Source organism: Scytonema hofmannii PCC 7110 (assembly GCF_000346485.2).
GTDB lineage: Bacteria > Cyanobacteriota > Cyanobacteriia > Cyanobacteriales > Nostocaceae > Scytonema > Scytonema hofmannii.
The window spans coordinates 462,232-476,610 of the sequence record NZ_KQ976354.1; the positions used below are offsets into that span (position 1 = coordinate 462,232).

Consider the following 14,379-nt stretch of genomic DNA (forward strand, 5'->3'; position numbering starts at 1 on the left):
TTCTTTCCCTCACGGGGACGGAAACCCAGAAATCACTATTAGCATCATATTTTGCATAATAGTGTTTTAATTCTTCTTCCCCTCACGGGGATGGAACCGACTATTGGTCGCACATGAGAGTGAGTACCGCAGAATTACTCTTGGCTAATGTCCAAGCCAATACCAGCCTGAAGGGGCATCATAGGTAACTGTGATGTCTCAGATTGCTCTGATGAATGGTAAGATTATCGAAACGGCATCATGAATAGAGAATGGAGACAAGCGGTATCATGAATGACTGGAATTTGCCATGGGAAGGCGGATGCCGTTGCGGACAGATGCGGTTTAAGGTGAGTGCCGTCCCTCTGCTTACGATGGCTTGCCACTGCACGGGTTGCCAGCGAATGACCGCCAGCGCTTTTTCTTTAAGCGTCGCGATCCCCAGTGAAGGGTTCTCGCTACTGAAAGGTCAGCCGGTTATCGGCGGCTTGCACGGTGCGGCTCGCCACTACTTCTGTCCGCACTGCATGAGTTGGATGTTTACTCGTCCGTCCGGAATAGACGAGTTCGTCAACCTTCGGGCGACGATGCTGGACGATGCGTCATGGTTCATGCCATTCATCGAAACTTGGACGAAGGAAAGGCTGTCATGGGCGACGACTCCTGCGGTTCATAGCTTCGAGACTTGGCCCGCTTACGAAGAATATCCAGCACTGATAGAAGAATACGCCCAGCTAGCATCGAAACCTGTACGATGACTGCAACTTGAAGGCTTTCTCAATCTTCTGCTATGAGATGCCAAACCTTTGCCCAAACTTCCACGTCGCAGTCTGGGTTGGTTTGCTTGATTGTTCGACTTCGGTCATTAGTAACAAGTTAAGATTCAGTCATAATTTAGGTGTAGACCTTAGCATTGAAGTTTCACCCAACTCATCCCACTTTTAAGGTCATTGAGGTGAAAACTGCTGTAATTGAGAAGGAGATTCTGTTGAAGTTGTTGATAAGATGTGGTTTGTGGCGGCAAAAGGCACGAATTAACTAGAAACAATGGCTTCAGACAATACGAACCATAATGCACAACTAGGGGGCAATAATACTCCCGCCCAACGTAAGCGGGAAATTCCAGAAGGTGAACTTCCAATTGAAGAGGGCATTCGGCAAGGGATTCGTGCTCGTGAAGACATTTTTCAAAAAGCCCAGGAAAATCCCGATCTATGGTACTTCGATCCTCTTGCGAGCAGATATAAAAAGCGACCAGAGCCTAAACCTGATTTCTCCTTAGAGCAGCAGGCGACTTCGGTAAACGCTACTCGTACCAGTCGGACACGGGAGATTCCAAAAGGGGGACTCCCGGTTGAGGAAGGCATGCGGCAGGGGATTCGTGCTCGTGAAGACATTTTTCAAAAAGCCCAGGAAAATCCCGATCTATGGTACTTCGATCCTCTTACGAGCAGATATAAGAAGCGACCAGAACCTAAACCTAATTTTTCCGTAGGAGGGGAGCAGCGTGCCATCCCGTGTTTTCCCAAAGGAACTCTTGTGGCAACTACTGATGGACTGGTTCCGATTGAGTTTCTTACCATCAGTATTACAGTGCCAGCATTCGACGAATTTAGGCAGGCTATGCTCAATAAACCAATCACTATGCTCTTGCAGAACAAGACCGTGCGTTTAGTCAATGTTACCACTGATAGGGCAACAATCTGTTCCACCATGCGCCACCGATTTTGGGTAGAGAATAAAAAGAAATGGGTTGCTGCCCAGTTCCTAAAGCCAGGTATGCTTTTGCGAACTGTGACTGGTGGGGTAAGCAAGATTAAAACGATCGCAGTCCAGGATGTCTCCGAACAAAATACTTACAACCTGACAGTTGCTGACTGCCACACTTACTTTGTCGGTAAAGAGAGTGTTCTCGTCCACAATGGAGACACAAGAAATGGTAAAGTCTACATCGGTCGTGACTGCCAAGGAAACATCATTTACGTCGGGCAAACAAAGCAAGACATTCTAGATCGCGAGAAAAACCACCGTGCCAATGCTATCAAAAAACCGGAAATATATGGGTATAAGAAAGATATGAAACTTGAAGTGATAATTGATGGTCTGACTGATGATGAGATGCACTACCACGAACGTCGGGTCTTTGAGCAATTAACGGCGCAAGGTATAAAACTGAAGTATGAGCAAAAGCCAATGGGTCATGCTGGAATAAATGAACTCATTGAAAAATACTGTTGATAAAATACTATTGGCAGCGCTACTATCCAGACAATTAAGTAGTTTCTTTAGACGAAGTATAAATTTATGGCTTGGGAAGAGTTTGAGCGAAACGGCGTCAAGGGGATAACGGGCGATCAACCTATCGATGAATTAGCGATCGCGTTGACAGAAATTGCTTCATCCTATGAAGACAGGTTTTCTCGCAAGCCCACTATTATTGAAATCATGTGGGCTATGGAAACTGTGCTCTCAAGCAACCCGAAAAGTTATGTGTCCGATCCAGAGGGTTTGAAATACGGTGACATCATTGTAAAACGGGATTACGAAGCAGAGAGCGATGATGTAGATCTAACGGAATATGAGGCGTCTGCTGGTATCGATCCGCCCGGTTATATTTTTGTGTCGCGACGTGGTTCAAGTCAAAAGAATCTACCTCCGATAGATGTTATAAAAATTACAATTCTTGACTTGCGGGAGCGAAATCTGGTCTGCGAGTATGAGATTCTGACGAAGGACATCTCCGATCAAATGGCTCAAACACTAATCTTAAGTGTGGTATTAGATGAGTTTTACGATCGCTACTTCCATGATAAAGCTGACAACATTGATTTCATAAATGCGAAATCTCATACACAATCCACTGTTTCATATGCATCGCTCTAGCACAGATACGAATGGGCTATTGCTTCCCTACTTAACGTTTACAGCCAGTGTCCCCAGACAACTGCAAAGCGGATTAGCCAATTTTGTCACTTGGGAAATCAACTGCTGCATCAATATATATACACGCTTCTCAATACCAGAGAACTTCACCCCGACTATGCAATATTACACCGGGACACGCATTACGACCTTCCTTTAGCGTGGGACTTGACAGCAGAATTTCGCGCCCCTATCGTTGATGATTTGGTACTCAATTTTGTCCGAAATCTTTCTACCAGTAATGGGAATGGTAAACATCAGCCACGGAGCTTGCTACAATCTTTCCTTCAGCAGTGGGAAGCAAAACTTCGGACTTTTGTCTTGCATCCCTACCCTGGCGAAGTCAGCTACCGTCAGTGTCTCGACTTGCAGGTGCGTGACAACTGTTTCTATATCATAATCATGGTTGTTAATTCTCTTCCCCTCACCGAAAATAAGGAAGGAGGAAGAAGAAAGGCCGAAGTTGGAAAGAATTTTCCGTCTGCTCTTTCTCTCTTCCTCCTTCCTAAGGTAGAAGCCCCTCAATTTATTGATGGAAAAGTAAGATTTTGTTCTTGCCATTTCAAATCCCCTCAATTTATTGATGGGGATACAACTTCGGTCTTCCCTCTTCCTTCTTACGAGCGTTAACTTTCTTCTCGCGCCAGACTTTTAATTCGATACCTAAAGTCGTAGAACCATATCTTAAACATAAATCCATGCGAACGCTACCACCAGAGGCTACCTTATAATCGCGCACATCGCGTAAACCAATCAACCCCACAGACAATGGAAAGTTATGAGGACGCCTGGGATAGCCATCACGTAATTGGCGTAAAACTGAAATCAAGGTTTCATTTTGTAGCGAGTCAATTTCATCTATAAATACTACCAAAGGTCGGGGCGAAGCCTGCGCCCAAGCTCGTAAATAAGCTCGAATCCTCCGTCCTGGTTCTTCGTTATGACAAACAGGTGGTTGTAGCTCTTTGGGTAATACATCTGCAATTGTATCGCGCCAAGTTCCAATCATCGCTAATTCTGCGGCACCTATATCATTATTAAACGCGCTTCCGACTTCTGCCGATACCACCACTGCTGTGTAGCGTCCACTGAGAGTCAACTGTTTCGCCAGTGCTAACATTGCGGTTGTTTTACCTGTTTGCCGGGGTGCATGAACGACAAAGTAACTCCGTTGTTGAATGAGATCCTCTAAATCCGGCAACCGAGCAGTTGGCGATAACATATAGTGAATATCGTCTTGGCAAGGACCTGCGATGTTGAACCAACGAGACATGCAACAAAACTACGTTTAAGCGGATACTCTATGAGTTTACCTTACTTGACAGCAGTTTTCACCTAAACGAACCATACCATTATGTCAGGGCGCAATGCCTTGCGCCCCTACATCAAAATTGCAACTCATATAACTCATATACGAAGTCATATAAAAATCGCTCTAGCACAGATACGAACTCATATAGCCATCTGAAAAAATAGAAGTATAGGTAAGGAAAGCAAACTTTCTTATCTACAAACAAACCCAGTTGGTTTTTATTTATGTCTACAATTTACATCACCGAACAAGATGTATCTTTCAAAATTCAACACCGTTATTTAAAGGTGTTTCATCAAGAAGAGCAACGCATTAGCTTACCAATTCGCAATCTCAGTCAACTCATTATCTTTGGTAATATCAATTTACCACAAGATATTATTAAACTCTTGCGATCGCACCCCATTCCCGTCTTATATTTAACCCAATCTGGTGAATATTTAGGACGATTAGAAAACCCATATAAACTCCAACCAAAATACTTAACCTATCAACGCAAGCGCGTGCGCGATTTTGAGTTTTTACGTGCAACGGCTGAAAGTATTATCTGGGCAAAATTACACAATCAACACGTTTTTTTGCAAAGTTGGACTCGCCATCATGTAAACCATGTCATCCAACAAGCCTTAAATTACTTAACGCTGTTGATGGACAACCTACCAATAGCACAATCTCTCAGCGAATTGCGGGAATATAGCGAGGAAGCTGATAAGGTTTACTATTGGGCTATTGCTTCCCTACTTAACGTTTACAGCCATTGTCCCCAAACAACTACAAAGCGGATGAGCCAATTTTGTCACTTGGGAAATCAACTGCTGCATCAGTATATATACACGCTTCTCAATACCAGAGAACTTCACCCCGGCTATGCAATATTACACCGGGACACGCATTACGACCTTCCTTTAGCGTGGGACTTGACAGCAGAATTTCGCGCCCCTATCGTTGATGATTTGGTACTCAATTTTGTCCGAAATCTTTCTACCAGTAATGGGAATGGTAAACATCAGCCACGGAGCTTGCTACAATCTTTCCTTCAGCAGTGGGAAGCAAAACTTCGGACTTTTGTCTTGCATCCCTACTCTGGGGAAGTCAGCTACCGTCAGTGTCTCGACTTGCAAGTGCGCGAATATCTTGCTTGTCTGCTGGGTGAAGTGGATTTTTACCGTCCCCTGGCGTTGAAGTTTCACCCAACTTATTCCACTTTCAATGTCGCTAAACCTGAAAAAGCACCATTAGCTTTGGTGAAGTAGTCATGTTTTACTTAGTTTGCTACGACATTGTTAGCGATCGCCGCCGTAATAAAATATCGAAAATCCTTGAAGGTTACGGGTTGCGAGTGCAAAAGTCTGTTTTTGAGTGCGTATTGGATGAAAAGCAGTATGAAACCCTATCCAAATACCTGACACGACTGGTTAACAAACGCGAAGACCAAGTAAGATTTTACCCCATGTCAGCACACAATCGTTGTAAAGTCGCAGTCATGGGAACGCAACCTGAATTTGTAGTAGACGACGCAGCGTTTATCGTCTGATTACAGAGATTACACACAGCATTTCCTTATAACCAAATGAACGATTGCAAAAAAGCACGCGCTCCGCCGTTGTGCAATCTCTGTGCGCTTCGGTTATACCATTTTGGATTTTAGATTTTGGATTTTGGATTGAGAAAGTCTTGCTTAGACTTGATTTCAACCAACTATCTGTCGCATTCTTTGTTCAACTTGGTATTGGTTTGGATTCTACACATAGCGTCAATGCATATCAAGTTTCGTTTGATTTTTGTTAGCAAAGTTCAAAAACAACTTGATTCATTATCCTCAAAAGACCGCAAGCAGTACGATAAAGCTTTTGAATGTTTAGCCAATAATGGCCCTGTTTATCCTAGCTTGAGAACTCATCGATATCGCTGCAAAGGCGATGATATGTGGAGTTCTTCCGCTTCGATGACAAAACGATTTTATTGGCGTTATATGGAGGAACACAGCATTCTCATTACGCATTTGGATTCGCACTAGTACACAATTACTTTTCTTTATGATGTACAATCCCCGTCGAATCACCGCACGCGAACAGAATCTCATTTCACTCTACAGCAACTGGGAGTTTAATATGACACCAACAGAATTTTATGACAAGTGGGCTGTCAGTTACGAACAAATCGCTTTAATCTGTTCCCGTTCCAATTCAACAGTTCGAGGCTGGTTTAGGAGCGATGGTAATCGACGCTATCCCACACACAATGATTTGCTGCATCTTGCTCTGATGGATTTTTTCCTAGAACACTTTGAGGAAATCCCCGAACAGGTTTTGCACTGGCTGCATGTTCAGTGAGCAGTAACCAGTGACCAGTGACCAGTAACCAGTGACCAATGAGCAATGACCAGGTAATTCAAACGTGAGTTAGATAGACTTCAATCTCCTAACCTAAAAGGATGCTGTTGGCGAATGGTGGGTCAGACCCTCACCTTGTTCCCAGGCGGAGCCTGGGAATGCCTTCTTTAGAGGCTCCGCCTAGGGTGTGGGACAATGTCACTCCTCTTCCGGTGAGAGAGGCTTTTGAGCATTATGACGGACGAAAAGGATATACACCTCTGAACCACGGACGGTGAAAAGAATTCGATATACGTTTTTCTTCTTGCCGTAGAGGAGTTGCCGTAACTCCTCGTCGAAAAGGTCATTTTCAAATGCAAGAGAGCAACGAAGCGGCATCTTCTCAAGCGACAGAATTGCTTGAAAAAGCTCGTTCATCCATGCGGTTGCGGAACTCGGTGAGTATTCGCTGATCCATTCGTAGGCATGACGGATACCTCCTGAGCTTCGGGGGTAACGATTACCCGGTACAATTCACTCATCGGGGATACCTAGTTCGTGGCGAAGTTCTGCAATCACTTCATCAGCAGGACGACCTTCCCCACGCTTCACCTGCTCCAAGGTGCGGCGGATACTCTTCACAGTATCCACAAACTCAGCGGCTTCAAGGAGTTCTTGGTAGGACTCAGCGTCCTGTACTACAAGTTCCGCTTTCCCATTCACCGTAAGCACCAAAGGATGCTTGGTTTCCTTCATGCGTTGAACAAACTCGGTCGTGTTCCGCTTGAAATCGGTAAGCGAGTGAATGTCTTTGGCAAGATCAATCATAATTAGCACACTATAAAATACTAATTAAATGCTATTCGATCTCCACGCACTATTCAAGACGGTAGGAGAGGGGTTTGGGTGAGGTCTCTCCTTTATAATTTAGTCCGCGCCGGCGGACTTTGCTTGTATAGCCGCGATTTCCAATCGCCCGATCTAAAAGGGTATTTATAAAATAAATTTTAAACAGTTGAGCAAAGATTAAAGTTTAGACTATGGCATGAAAAATAACCCAGCAATGCTGAGTTAAAAAGAACTCAAGGTCTTATGCGATCGCGTTGAAACTGTATTTGTTCTTCACTTGTATTTGATTTCATAACCACCTATCAAATCTTGAGTAATTTTTTATTATCTACTATTGAGCTAATGAGTCTGTTTAAATGCTATGATTACATATTGGTGTATTTTTAGTTATTTTTACTACTAACACCGATAGACTAATTATGTTAATCGAGTTCAGTGTTGGCAATTACAGATCGTTTAAAGATAAAGTCACTTTAAGTATGGTGGCAGCTAACATTGCTGCTCAAGAGAAAAAGCTAGATAAAAATAATCTTTTTACAGTAAATCGCGAACTAAAGCTACTGAAAAGTGCAGCAATATATGGAGCAAATGCCAGTGGTAAGAGTAATCTTGCCAAAGCTCTTAATTTTATGCGATGGTTTATGATTAATTCCTCCAAAGAAACTCAAAGTACAGAAAAAATACGTGTTGAAAAGTTTAGACTGAGTACAGAAACCGAAGCAGAGCCATCTTTTTTTGAGCTTGTTTTTCTTTTAGATGGGCAAAGGTACAGATATGGATTTGAAGCCGATCGAGAAAGGGTAATTTCAGAATGGTTGTTCTATGTTCCTAAAATTAAAGAAACAAAACTTTTTGTACGAGATAGAGATAATATTAGCTTTTCTAAGAAATTCAAGGCAGACGGAATTCAACAAAAAACTAGACATAATGCTTTGTTCATATCAGTTTGCGCTCAATTTAACGTTGAAATTGCGGAGAGAATACTAGATTGGCTAACGAGAAAAATAAGAATAGTCTCTGGTTTGGATGATTCCAGTCTTTTAAATTACACAGTAGAATGTTTAATAGACAATAAAAATAGCAATAAAGAAGAAATTATTCAATTGATAAAAAAATTAGATTTAGGGATTAGCGATATAAAAGTTGAAAAAGTATCTTTAGACAGTTTAGCTAAAGAAATTCCAGATGAAGTTAAGAAAATTTTAATAAAAAATAATCAAATTACATCTATTAATACGGTACATAGAAAGTTTGATAGCCAGGGTAACTATATTTCCACAGAGTTATTTAACTTGGATGAGCAAGAGTCTGAAGGAACTCAAAAAATATTTGCTATGGCAGGAGCGATCGTAGATACATTTAAAGATGCTAAAGTACTGATAGTTGATGAACTTGATACAAGACTTCATGTTTTAATTAGTCGTGCGATAGTAGAACTATTTAACTCTACTGAAACTAATTATAACAATGCACAATTAATATTTATGACTCATGATACCAATCTGCTGAGCAATAAGCTCTTTCGTAGGGATCAGATTTGGTTTACTGAGAAAAATAGATACGGAGCTACAGATTTATATTCACTAGTGGAGTTTAAGCTCCAAAACGATAATTCTTTTGAAAACGACTACATAAAAGGTAAATATGGTGCTATTCCTTTTATTGGTAACCTAATTTCTCTAATCAATGAGTCAGATGGCTAAAAAACATTTGAAAAAAGATAACTTACGTGGTTACTCAGCTAGAAAGGTTGAAACACGAGAACTTATCGAGAGGTTTTTAATTGTTTGTGAAGGAGAGAAAACCGAACCTAATTACTTCAATGCTTTTCGTGTACCCAAGGATGTTATTGATGTTAGAGGGTTAAGGTTTAATCCAAGTAAGCTAGTCGAAAAAGCTCAAGAATTAAGAAAGCAGGAAGATTATGACCAAGTTTGGTGTGTATTTGACCGTGATGCTTGGACTAAAGAAGATTTTAATTATGCTATTACAAAAGCAAAACAAGAAGGAATTGATGTAGCATACTCTAATGAAGCGTTTGAACTATGGTATGTTTTACACTTTGAGTTTCTTAATACAGGAATTCCTCGTAGTGATTATTGCAAAAAATTAGATAAATTACTGGGATACAAGTATCAAAAGAACAGCCAAAAAATTTATGAAGAGTTAGAAAATCGACAACTTACTGCGCTCAAAAATGCAGAAAATTTGCTTAAGCAATATCATCAACATAATCCAGAAAGTGATAATCCTTCAACTACTGTACATTTATTAGTTGGTCAATTAAATAGGTTTATTCGTTAACGGTTACCAGATGCGTAACCCACATTACCGCACTTCATTTAGAAATAATTAGCAAATTTTAAGCATTGTGGAAAGCGGCGACTTTACTATTACTGACGAAAATTTGTGTCTACTCTTTGAGTCATCTCTCCCTTTTCTACCTTCACTAAATTATCCCTTGCAGCAATAGTAAGGTATAGCGAAATTCCACAATCAATAGCAGCCATTACTAGCGCCGCCGATAAACTTTTAGTTCCACCCGTGTAATCAGCCATAATCTCATGACTGCTTTCTTGCTGCAAACTAGAGATGCGATCGCGAATTTTGGAATAGCATTCGCCTAAATCGTCCGGGTTCTGTACGAGAATTAAATCCCGTTGCGGTTGAAAGCGATCGCCTAACCCCACTTGTGTGGGAATATTGGGTAGTCTTTCGATAACTTCTGCACCCCGACGCACTTCGCAGGGAGTTCCCTCACCTATGACTTGGGACTTGCTACCTTTTTCGCCATCGGAAGCGATGAATATAACTCTGTCAGGTTGTAAACTGCTGATGGCAGTGATGATAGGTTGGAAAGAACCACCGATGGTGACTAAAAGAATTTTGGACATGGTAGATAAGAATTAACGTGTTTAAGTACTAAGAGAAGAAGGAAACTGCACAGGTTGTTGCGAATGAGGAGGGATAACCGCAGCAATACCATTTTGAATAAAAGGAATAATTACTTTACTCAAATTTTGGTTGTAATCCGTGTTAGATACAGGACGTAAACCATGAGCTAATATTGAAGAATTGCGGATTTGTAAAGTATGTTTAATAGCATTTGCATTTTGGTGATAAAGTTGTCCCAAAGCATCATTAGGTAGTTCATAACTATATAGATAAACTCTATCATATTGTGTAAAATTCAATCAGTTAACACACTTTACCTTTTTAGGAACCCCATTATCTCTAAGTTCTAAAACTTCTATTTTCACTATTAACTCAACTGATAAATCTGCATACTTTTTTGGTTCTTTAACAGTTAGTTTCAGCATTCCGGGTAATTCATAAGTAACTTCTTTCCCTTTAATATTTGTGACTTTAGCCTCAAAAATTTGACCTACTTGAAAGCTTTGTGACTGTGCTGCTACAGCTATTTCTCGCTGACGGCTAGACTCTGTTATGGTGTAAGCTGGTATTTGAGTAGAACTGGAAATTTCCCCAATAATACCGCCATCTTTGTAGTACCGCATGAGGCGAGATGTCCAGCCTAATATTTGCAGCATGATTTTTGTATCGTTTTGATATTTGGTAAGATAGTGTTGGCATGCTTTGTCGATACTACGGTAATAATCGGAAGTCTTTCCACTATGTCCGATTTGTCTACCATTTCTGACTAGAGTTTGTATGTACTTGAAAAATCGAGAACCTGCATCCGTCTGTTGTTGGTTAACAGCGTTACGGAGATAAACTATGGCTTTTCCCAACTCATTAACATCAGTATTTTCTTGAACTAGTGTTTGTGCAATTTTATGTGCCGTATTCCATTGTTCTTCGTTCATAGATACTGTTGGAACCTCATTAATAGCATAATTAATACATTCCAGATGGGGGTTCGCGGTCACTAGGATAACTCAATATGGCGGCAGTTTGCTGGAGTTGCTCGGCTTGTACCAAACGCGATGAATGCGCGGCTTGAATTTGCTTTTGCATGAACCTTTGTAAAGCTTCACCTGTTAAATAACTACTTTCGGGAAGAGTGTAGGAAGTGTAGCGAGCGCGCAAATTCTCTGCTTGTTCAATTTCAGACACTGTTACTGTCATCGTTCCCATACCAATTGGCTTACCACCTCCCACCTTGAGAGCAATTGGATACTTTGGATCTTGTCCTAAAACAATTAATAAAGTGCCTAACTCCTCTGGTTTCAGATTTTTGAAATGCAGTTTGGTTGTAAAAATATATTCTCTACCTGCCTGCTGTACGGGTATTCCAGCATTTTGCCCTTTATCAATAGCTCTTTTTGTATGGTAGTAAAATTTACGTCCTGCTACACGACCTTGAGTAAAATACGCCTGTCGTTCGTCAGGACGAGGACGGTACAATGAGGGCATAAAACCAGTAGTAAAACCCATGCTTTCACATTTGGCATCGCTAAATTCCAGCAAGCCTTGCCAATCTAATGCACCAAATACCTGGGATGCAGGACAAAGTTGTTCTTTATTTTTACAAGGTAGGCGTTCTGAGGGTATCCTATCGTGATATTTAGAAGTAATCACCGCCAAAGTACTGTTAGTAATTGCTTCATAAACAGCGCGAACACAACCTTTCAGCGAACTACCTTGAATAGACAACTTTTGATCGACATCCTGCACCATAGTTTTAATTAAAGGGATGCGGTTGTTACCGATGTCGCTACCCATGACAACAACGCCAGTGGAGACGTGGAGAGTGGTCTGCACTTTCAGGGTGAGGAATAATTTACCATGTAGATGAGCGCTCACATACTTGTGATGTCCAACAGGACGCTGAAAATTAGGGCGTTCCTGAGGAAAGGAAACGAATTCATAAGGTTTTGGTGCAAGTTCGGGAGATGAACTCTCACCGCTAGGACGGTTAGGCCTACTTGGTGGCTGAGGTCTTTGTGGACGATTTGTAGTCATGTTTATTTTTAATTGTCAAAGCGATAAAGTGAACTGTAGAGGTTTTTTTATCGATAAAATAGCGCTGGACAATATCCAATTCTTGAGCAGAAAAACCTTTAGGAAAACGGGTTTCTGTAGGGGAATGCAAGTGAGCATCTCGGTCTTGAGTATGCCAATCTTCTCCTACTTTGGTAAATTTATGATGTTCTTTGTCTGCAACACTCAAAAGCAGAACTTCATAACTATCTTTACCCTTTTGTTTCCACCTCAATTCAACTTGAGAATTAAACATCTGCCCCTCAAGCATAGGGAAGTTAGTTTTTGTGGGTTGCTGTTTCCAATCTTGACTAACTTTGTGAGTCCAACGTAAGAAGTAATAACTAGTTTCAGTTGCAAATTCTTGAATTAAAGTTAGCAAGTCAGAAACTGCTAAAAATTCTTTTTTTACACCTACAAAAGGCTTCATTTTGCCCCCAACAGTAAACGACTCCAAGACCTAACAGCCCGTTCAAATAAATCTATAACTGTACCATCCCACCAAGTAAGTTGCACTCCAAAACCTAAATCCATTGATTGTGCAGCTACTGGGGTATCTTGACGATCTGGTTTAGGGAAACCATATAATTGTGCTTCGTTATCTTCTAAAAACTCACCAGCCCCTAAAAGGAAAGTGTAATTCCATTGCTTTTGACTACCGATAGCTTGAATTTGTCGTTTATCTTTAGACAAAACACAACCAGGATATTGCACAATGGCTTGATTTAAATTTACTTCCACATTACCCAAACCGCGAGATTTAGCAAAACCTAAAGCAAACCAACCATCATTTAAATCTCGCAATACTAAACCAATTAAACCTAACTGTGCCAAAGTGAAGTTTTTGAGATGAATTTTGGTTTTGAATTCCCCAGCAGTACAAACTTGATAATTGAACAATGCTCCAGGAATAGTAGAACCAAAGACTCTATCAATTGCTACGCCATTACGTTCTTCAATTTTGAGAGACTTGGCTTTATCTGGATGAGCATCTTCAATTCTCACACGGCTAGCAATGGCAGTATTACCAAATATTTGGTCTGTAAAACTAGAGAATTTATATAACTTCCTTCCAATATTAGGGTCATTTTGATTCTGTTTTTTGAAGTTTTCTAAATAAGAATCATTTATTAAAGGGTTATTAGCCCAAAGTTTTTGAGTGTTCTCCGATGGACGTTCTTCACTACCCACAGTCCTCACAATTCTTTCTGCATGGGCGCGGATAGCACCTTTTAAACTACTTCCAGGTAAATATATAGAACGCCCACCAGCATGATAAGTTTCCACAAATTCCATATCAGGCTTAGTTGGATCAGCTCCTTCCTTACCTGATTTAATCAGAATCGGTCCATTAGGAACTAGGGTTAAATCAATAGTGCAGTGATTAACAAATCTTTTGTGCATGACTATATTTAGTTAGTTGAAGAAATATTGCAATCAAGCAGCAACCAAATTATTTAGCTGCAATTCACATTGTTGAAATACAAAATTAACAGCAGCAAATAATTTATCTAGTTCATAGATAGTGAAAGGAGTGATATTTCTTGTAAAAGAAGAACTTTCTAACTTCCCAAATTGCCACAGTCCACCATTAGAAACAATTCCATAGATAGTGATTGGATATTCTCCATTTAGTTTTTGGGCTGCAATCATTTCTGCTAAACATTGTGCCCAGCCATTTTCAAAGTTATCTTGTTTTGCTTCAACTAAAATGAAGTATGGTTTGTCAAAGACGACTTTACCTAAAGGAGAGCGTTTAGCTAAAATATATTCGGGAAATCCTGATAATTTTTCGTCATAATTGAAGGATTGGTGACTCCATAAAATAAAATGATGTCGATAGATTTTCCAAACTTCTTTAATAACAGGATAAATGAGATTTTCGCATATAGCAAACTCTGAGTTATCAACAACTGCATCACGCATCATTAGTTCTAAATCTTCACGGAAATAGTCAGAAACAGTAAAAGCAAGTTCACTGATAAAATTTGCTTCGGTGTAAGTCACTTGGAATGCTTTGAGAACTTCACCGATAGTTTTGAAACTACTGAAAGCCATATT

At 40.6% G+C, this 14,379-nt stretch carries 18 protein-coding genes, 2 pseudogenes and 1 CRISPR repeat array (1 of these 21 only partly in view); of the genes and pseudogenes, 10 read left to right on the plus strand and 10 right to left on the minus strand.

Translation table 11 applies throughout. The features are described 5' to 3' along the window. Nucleotides 1-99: a CRISPR direct-repeat array (repeat unit 36 nt) (it extends 874 nt beyond the left edge of the window). A gap of 170 nt (nt 100-269) precedes the next feature. The 4 genes from WA1_RS01965 (at nt 270) to WA1_RS59285 (ending at nt 3,531) form a co-directional block, all read left to right on the plus strand. Further along, nucleotides 270-737: a GFA family protein gene (locus WA1_RS01965; protein ID WP_017741216.1), complete on the plus strand. Its 468-nt coding sequence runs from the start codon at nt 270-272 to the stop codon at nt 735-737. A gap of 289 nt (nt 738-1,026) precedes the next feature. Then, nucleotides 1,027-2,217, plus strand: coding sequence for a polymorphic toxin-type HINT domain-containing protein (locus tag WA1_RS01970; RefSeq protein WP_017741217.1), 1,191 nt, complete (start codon nt 1,027-1,029; stop codon nt 2,215-2,217). Nucleotides 2,218-2,283: 66 nt separating this feature from the next. Then, entirely contained in the window at nt 2,284-2,862 is a 579-nt protein-coding gene (locus tag WA1_RS01975) for a hypothetical protein (protein ID WP_017741218.1), read from the plus strand. A 90-nt stretch (nt 2,863-2,952) separates the two neighbouring features. Then, on the plus strand, nt 2,953-3,531 hold the full coding sequence (locus tag WA1_RS59285) for a CRISPR-associated endonuclease Cas1 (RefSeq protein ID WP_272819048.1): 579 nt from the start codon (nt 2,953-2,955) through the stop codon (nt 3,529-3,531). Nucleotides 3,532-3,600: 69 nt separating this feature from the next. On the opposite strand, the pseudogene WA1_RS01985 reads toward WA1_RS59285, so the two are convergent. Then, a pseudogene (locus tag WA1_RS01985) lies at nt 3,601-4,174 on the minus strand (ATP-binding protein); the annotation flags it as partial. A gap of 263 nt (nt 4,175-4,437) precedes the next feature. On the opposite strand from WA1_RS01985, the gene cas1 reads away from it, so the two are divergent. From cas1 to WA1_RS02005, 4 genes are all read left to right on the plus strand, one after another. Further along, nucleotides 4,438-5,466: a CRISPR-associated endonuclease Cas1 gene (gene cas1, locus WA1_RS01990; RefSeq protein ID WP_017741221.1), complete on the plus strand. Its 1,029-nt coding sequence runs from the start codon at nt 4,438-4,440 to the stop codon at nt 5,464-5,466. A 2-nt stretch (nt 5,467-5,468) separates the two neighbouring features. Beyond that, nucleotides 5,469-5,747, plus strand: a complete 279-nt coding sequence (cas2, locus tag WA1_RS01995) for a CRISPR-associated endonuclease Cas2 (protein WP_017741222.1) — start codon at nt 5,469-5,471, stop codon at nt 5,745-5,747. Nucleotides 5,748-5,969: 222 nt separating this feature from the next. Further along, complete coding sequence (locus WA1_RS02000; RefSeq protein ID WP_017741223.1) at nt 5,970-6,230, plus strand: hypothetical protein; 261 nt, start codon at nt 5,970-5,972, stop codon at nt 6,228-6,230. 22 nt (nt 6,231-6,252) lie between these two features. Beyond that, nucleotides 6,253-6,546, plus strand: coding sequence for a hypothetical protein (locus WA1_RS02005; protein WP_017741224.1), 294 nt, complete (start codon nt 6,253-6,255; stop codon nt 6,544-6,546). Nucleotides 6,547-6,828: 282 nt separating this feature from the next. Here WA1_RS02005 and WA1_RS59290 read toward each other — a convergent pair. Beyond that, nucleotides 6,829-6,963: pseudogene (locus tag WA1_RS59290) on the minus strand (hypothetical protein); the annotation flags it as partial. Nucleotides 6,964-7,059: 96 nt separating this feature from the next. After that, nucleotides 7,060-7,353, minus strand: coding sequence for a type II toxin-antitoxin system Phd/YefM family antitoxin (locus WA1_RS02015; protein ID WP_026134430.1), 294 nt, complete (start codon nt 7,351-7,353; stop codon nt 7,060-7,062). A gap of 440 nt (nt 7,354-7,793) precedes the next feature. On the opposite strand from WA1_RS02015, the gene WA1_RS02020 reads away from it, so the two are divergent. Next, entirely contained in the window at nt 7,794-9,077 is a 1,284-nt protein-coding gene (locus WA1_RS02020) for an AAA family ATPase (RefSeq protein WP_026134431.1), read from the plus strand. After that, nucleotides 9,070-9,678, plus strand: a complete 609-nt coding sequence (locus WA1_RS02025) for an RloB family protein (RefSeq protein ID WP_017741228.1) — start codon at nt 9,070-9,072, stop codon at nt 9,676-9,678. Before WA1_RS02020 ends, WA1_RS02025 begins: the two co-directional genes overlap by 8 nt. Nucleotides 9,679-9,767: 89 nt before the next feature. On the opposite strand, the gene WA1_RS02030 is transcribed toward WA1_RS02025, so the two are convergent. Genes WA1_RS02030 through WA1_RS02060 form a run of 7 tightly spaced genes read right to left on the minus strand, consistent with a single transcriptional unit; the run spans nt 9,768 to nt 14,376 of the window. Continuing rightward, nucleotides 9,768-10,268, minus strand: coding sequence for a hypothetical protein (locus WA1_RS02030; RefSeq protein ID WP_017741229.1), 501 nt, complete (start codon nt 10,266-10,268; stop codon nt 9,768-9,770). A 21-nt stretch (nt 10,269-10,289) separates the two neighbouring features. Continuing rightward, nucleotides 10,290-10,568, minus strand: a complete 279-nt coding sequence (locus WA1_RS02035; RefSeq protein WP_017741230.1) for a hypothetical protein — start codon at nt 10,566-10,568, stop codon at nt 10,290-10,292. Further along, entirely contained in the window at nt 10,569-11,201 is a 633-nt protein-coding gene (locus tag WA1_RS02040; protein ID WP_017741231.1) for a hypothetical protein, read from the minus strand. 31 nt (nt 11,202-11,232) lie between these two features. Continuing rightward, nucleotides 11,233-12,300, minus strand: a complete 1,068-nt coding sequence (locus WA1_RS02045; protein ID WP_026134432.1) for an RAMP superfamily CRISPR-associated protein — start codon at nt 12,298-12,300, stop codon at nt 11,233-11,235. Then, complete coding sequence (locus tag WA1_RS02050) at nt 12,260-12,748, minus strand: hypothetical protein (RefSeq protein WP_017741233.1); 489 nt, start codon at nt 12,746-12,748, stop codon at nt 12,260-12,262. The genes WA1_RS02045 and WA1_RS02050 overlap by 41 nt, the downstream gene beginning before the upstream one ends. After that, nucleotides 12,745-13,722 carry an RAMP superfamily CRISPR-associated protein gene (locus tag WA1_RS02055; RefSeq protein ID WP_017741234.1) on the minus strand — a complete coding sequence of 326 codons (978 nt, stop codon included), beginning with the start codon at nt 13,720-13,722 and terminating at the stop codon, nt 12,745-12,747. The genes WA1_RS02050 and WA1_RS02055 overlap by 4 nt, the downstream gene beginning before the upstream one ends. A 33-nt stretch (nt 13,723-13,755) precedes the next feature. Then, nucleotides 13,756-14,376 (minus strand): hypothetical protein, encoded by a 621-nt coding sequence (locus tag WA1_RS02060; RefSeq protein ID WP_017741235.1) that lies wholly within the window; start codon nt 14,374-14,376, stop codon nt 13,756-13,758. Nucleotides 14,377-14,379 lie beyond the last annotated feature (3 nt).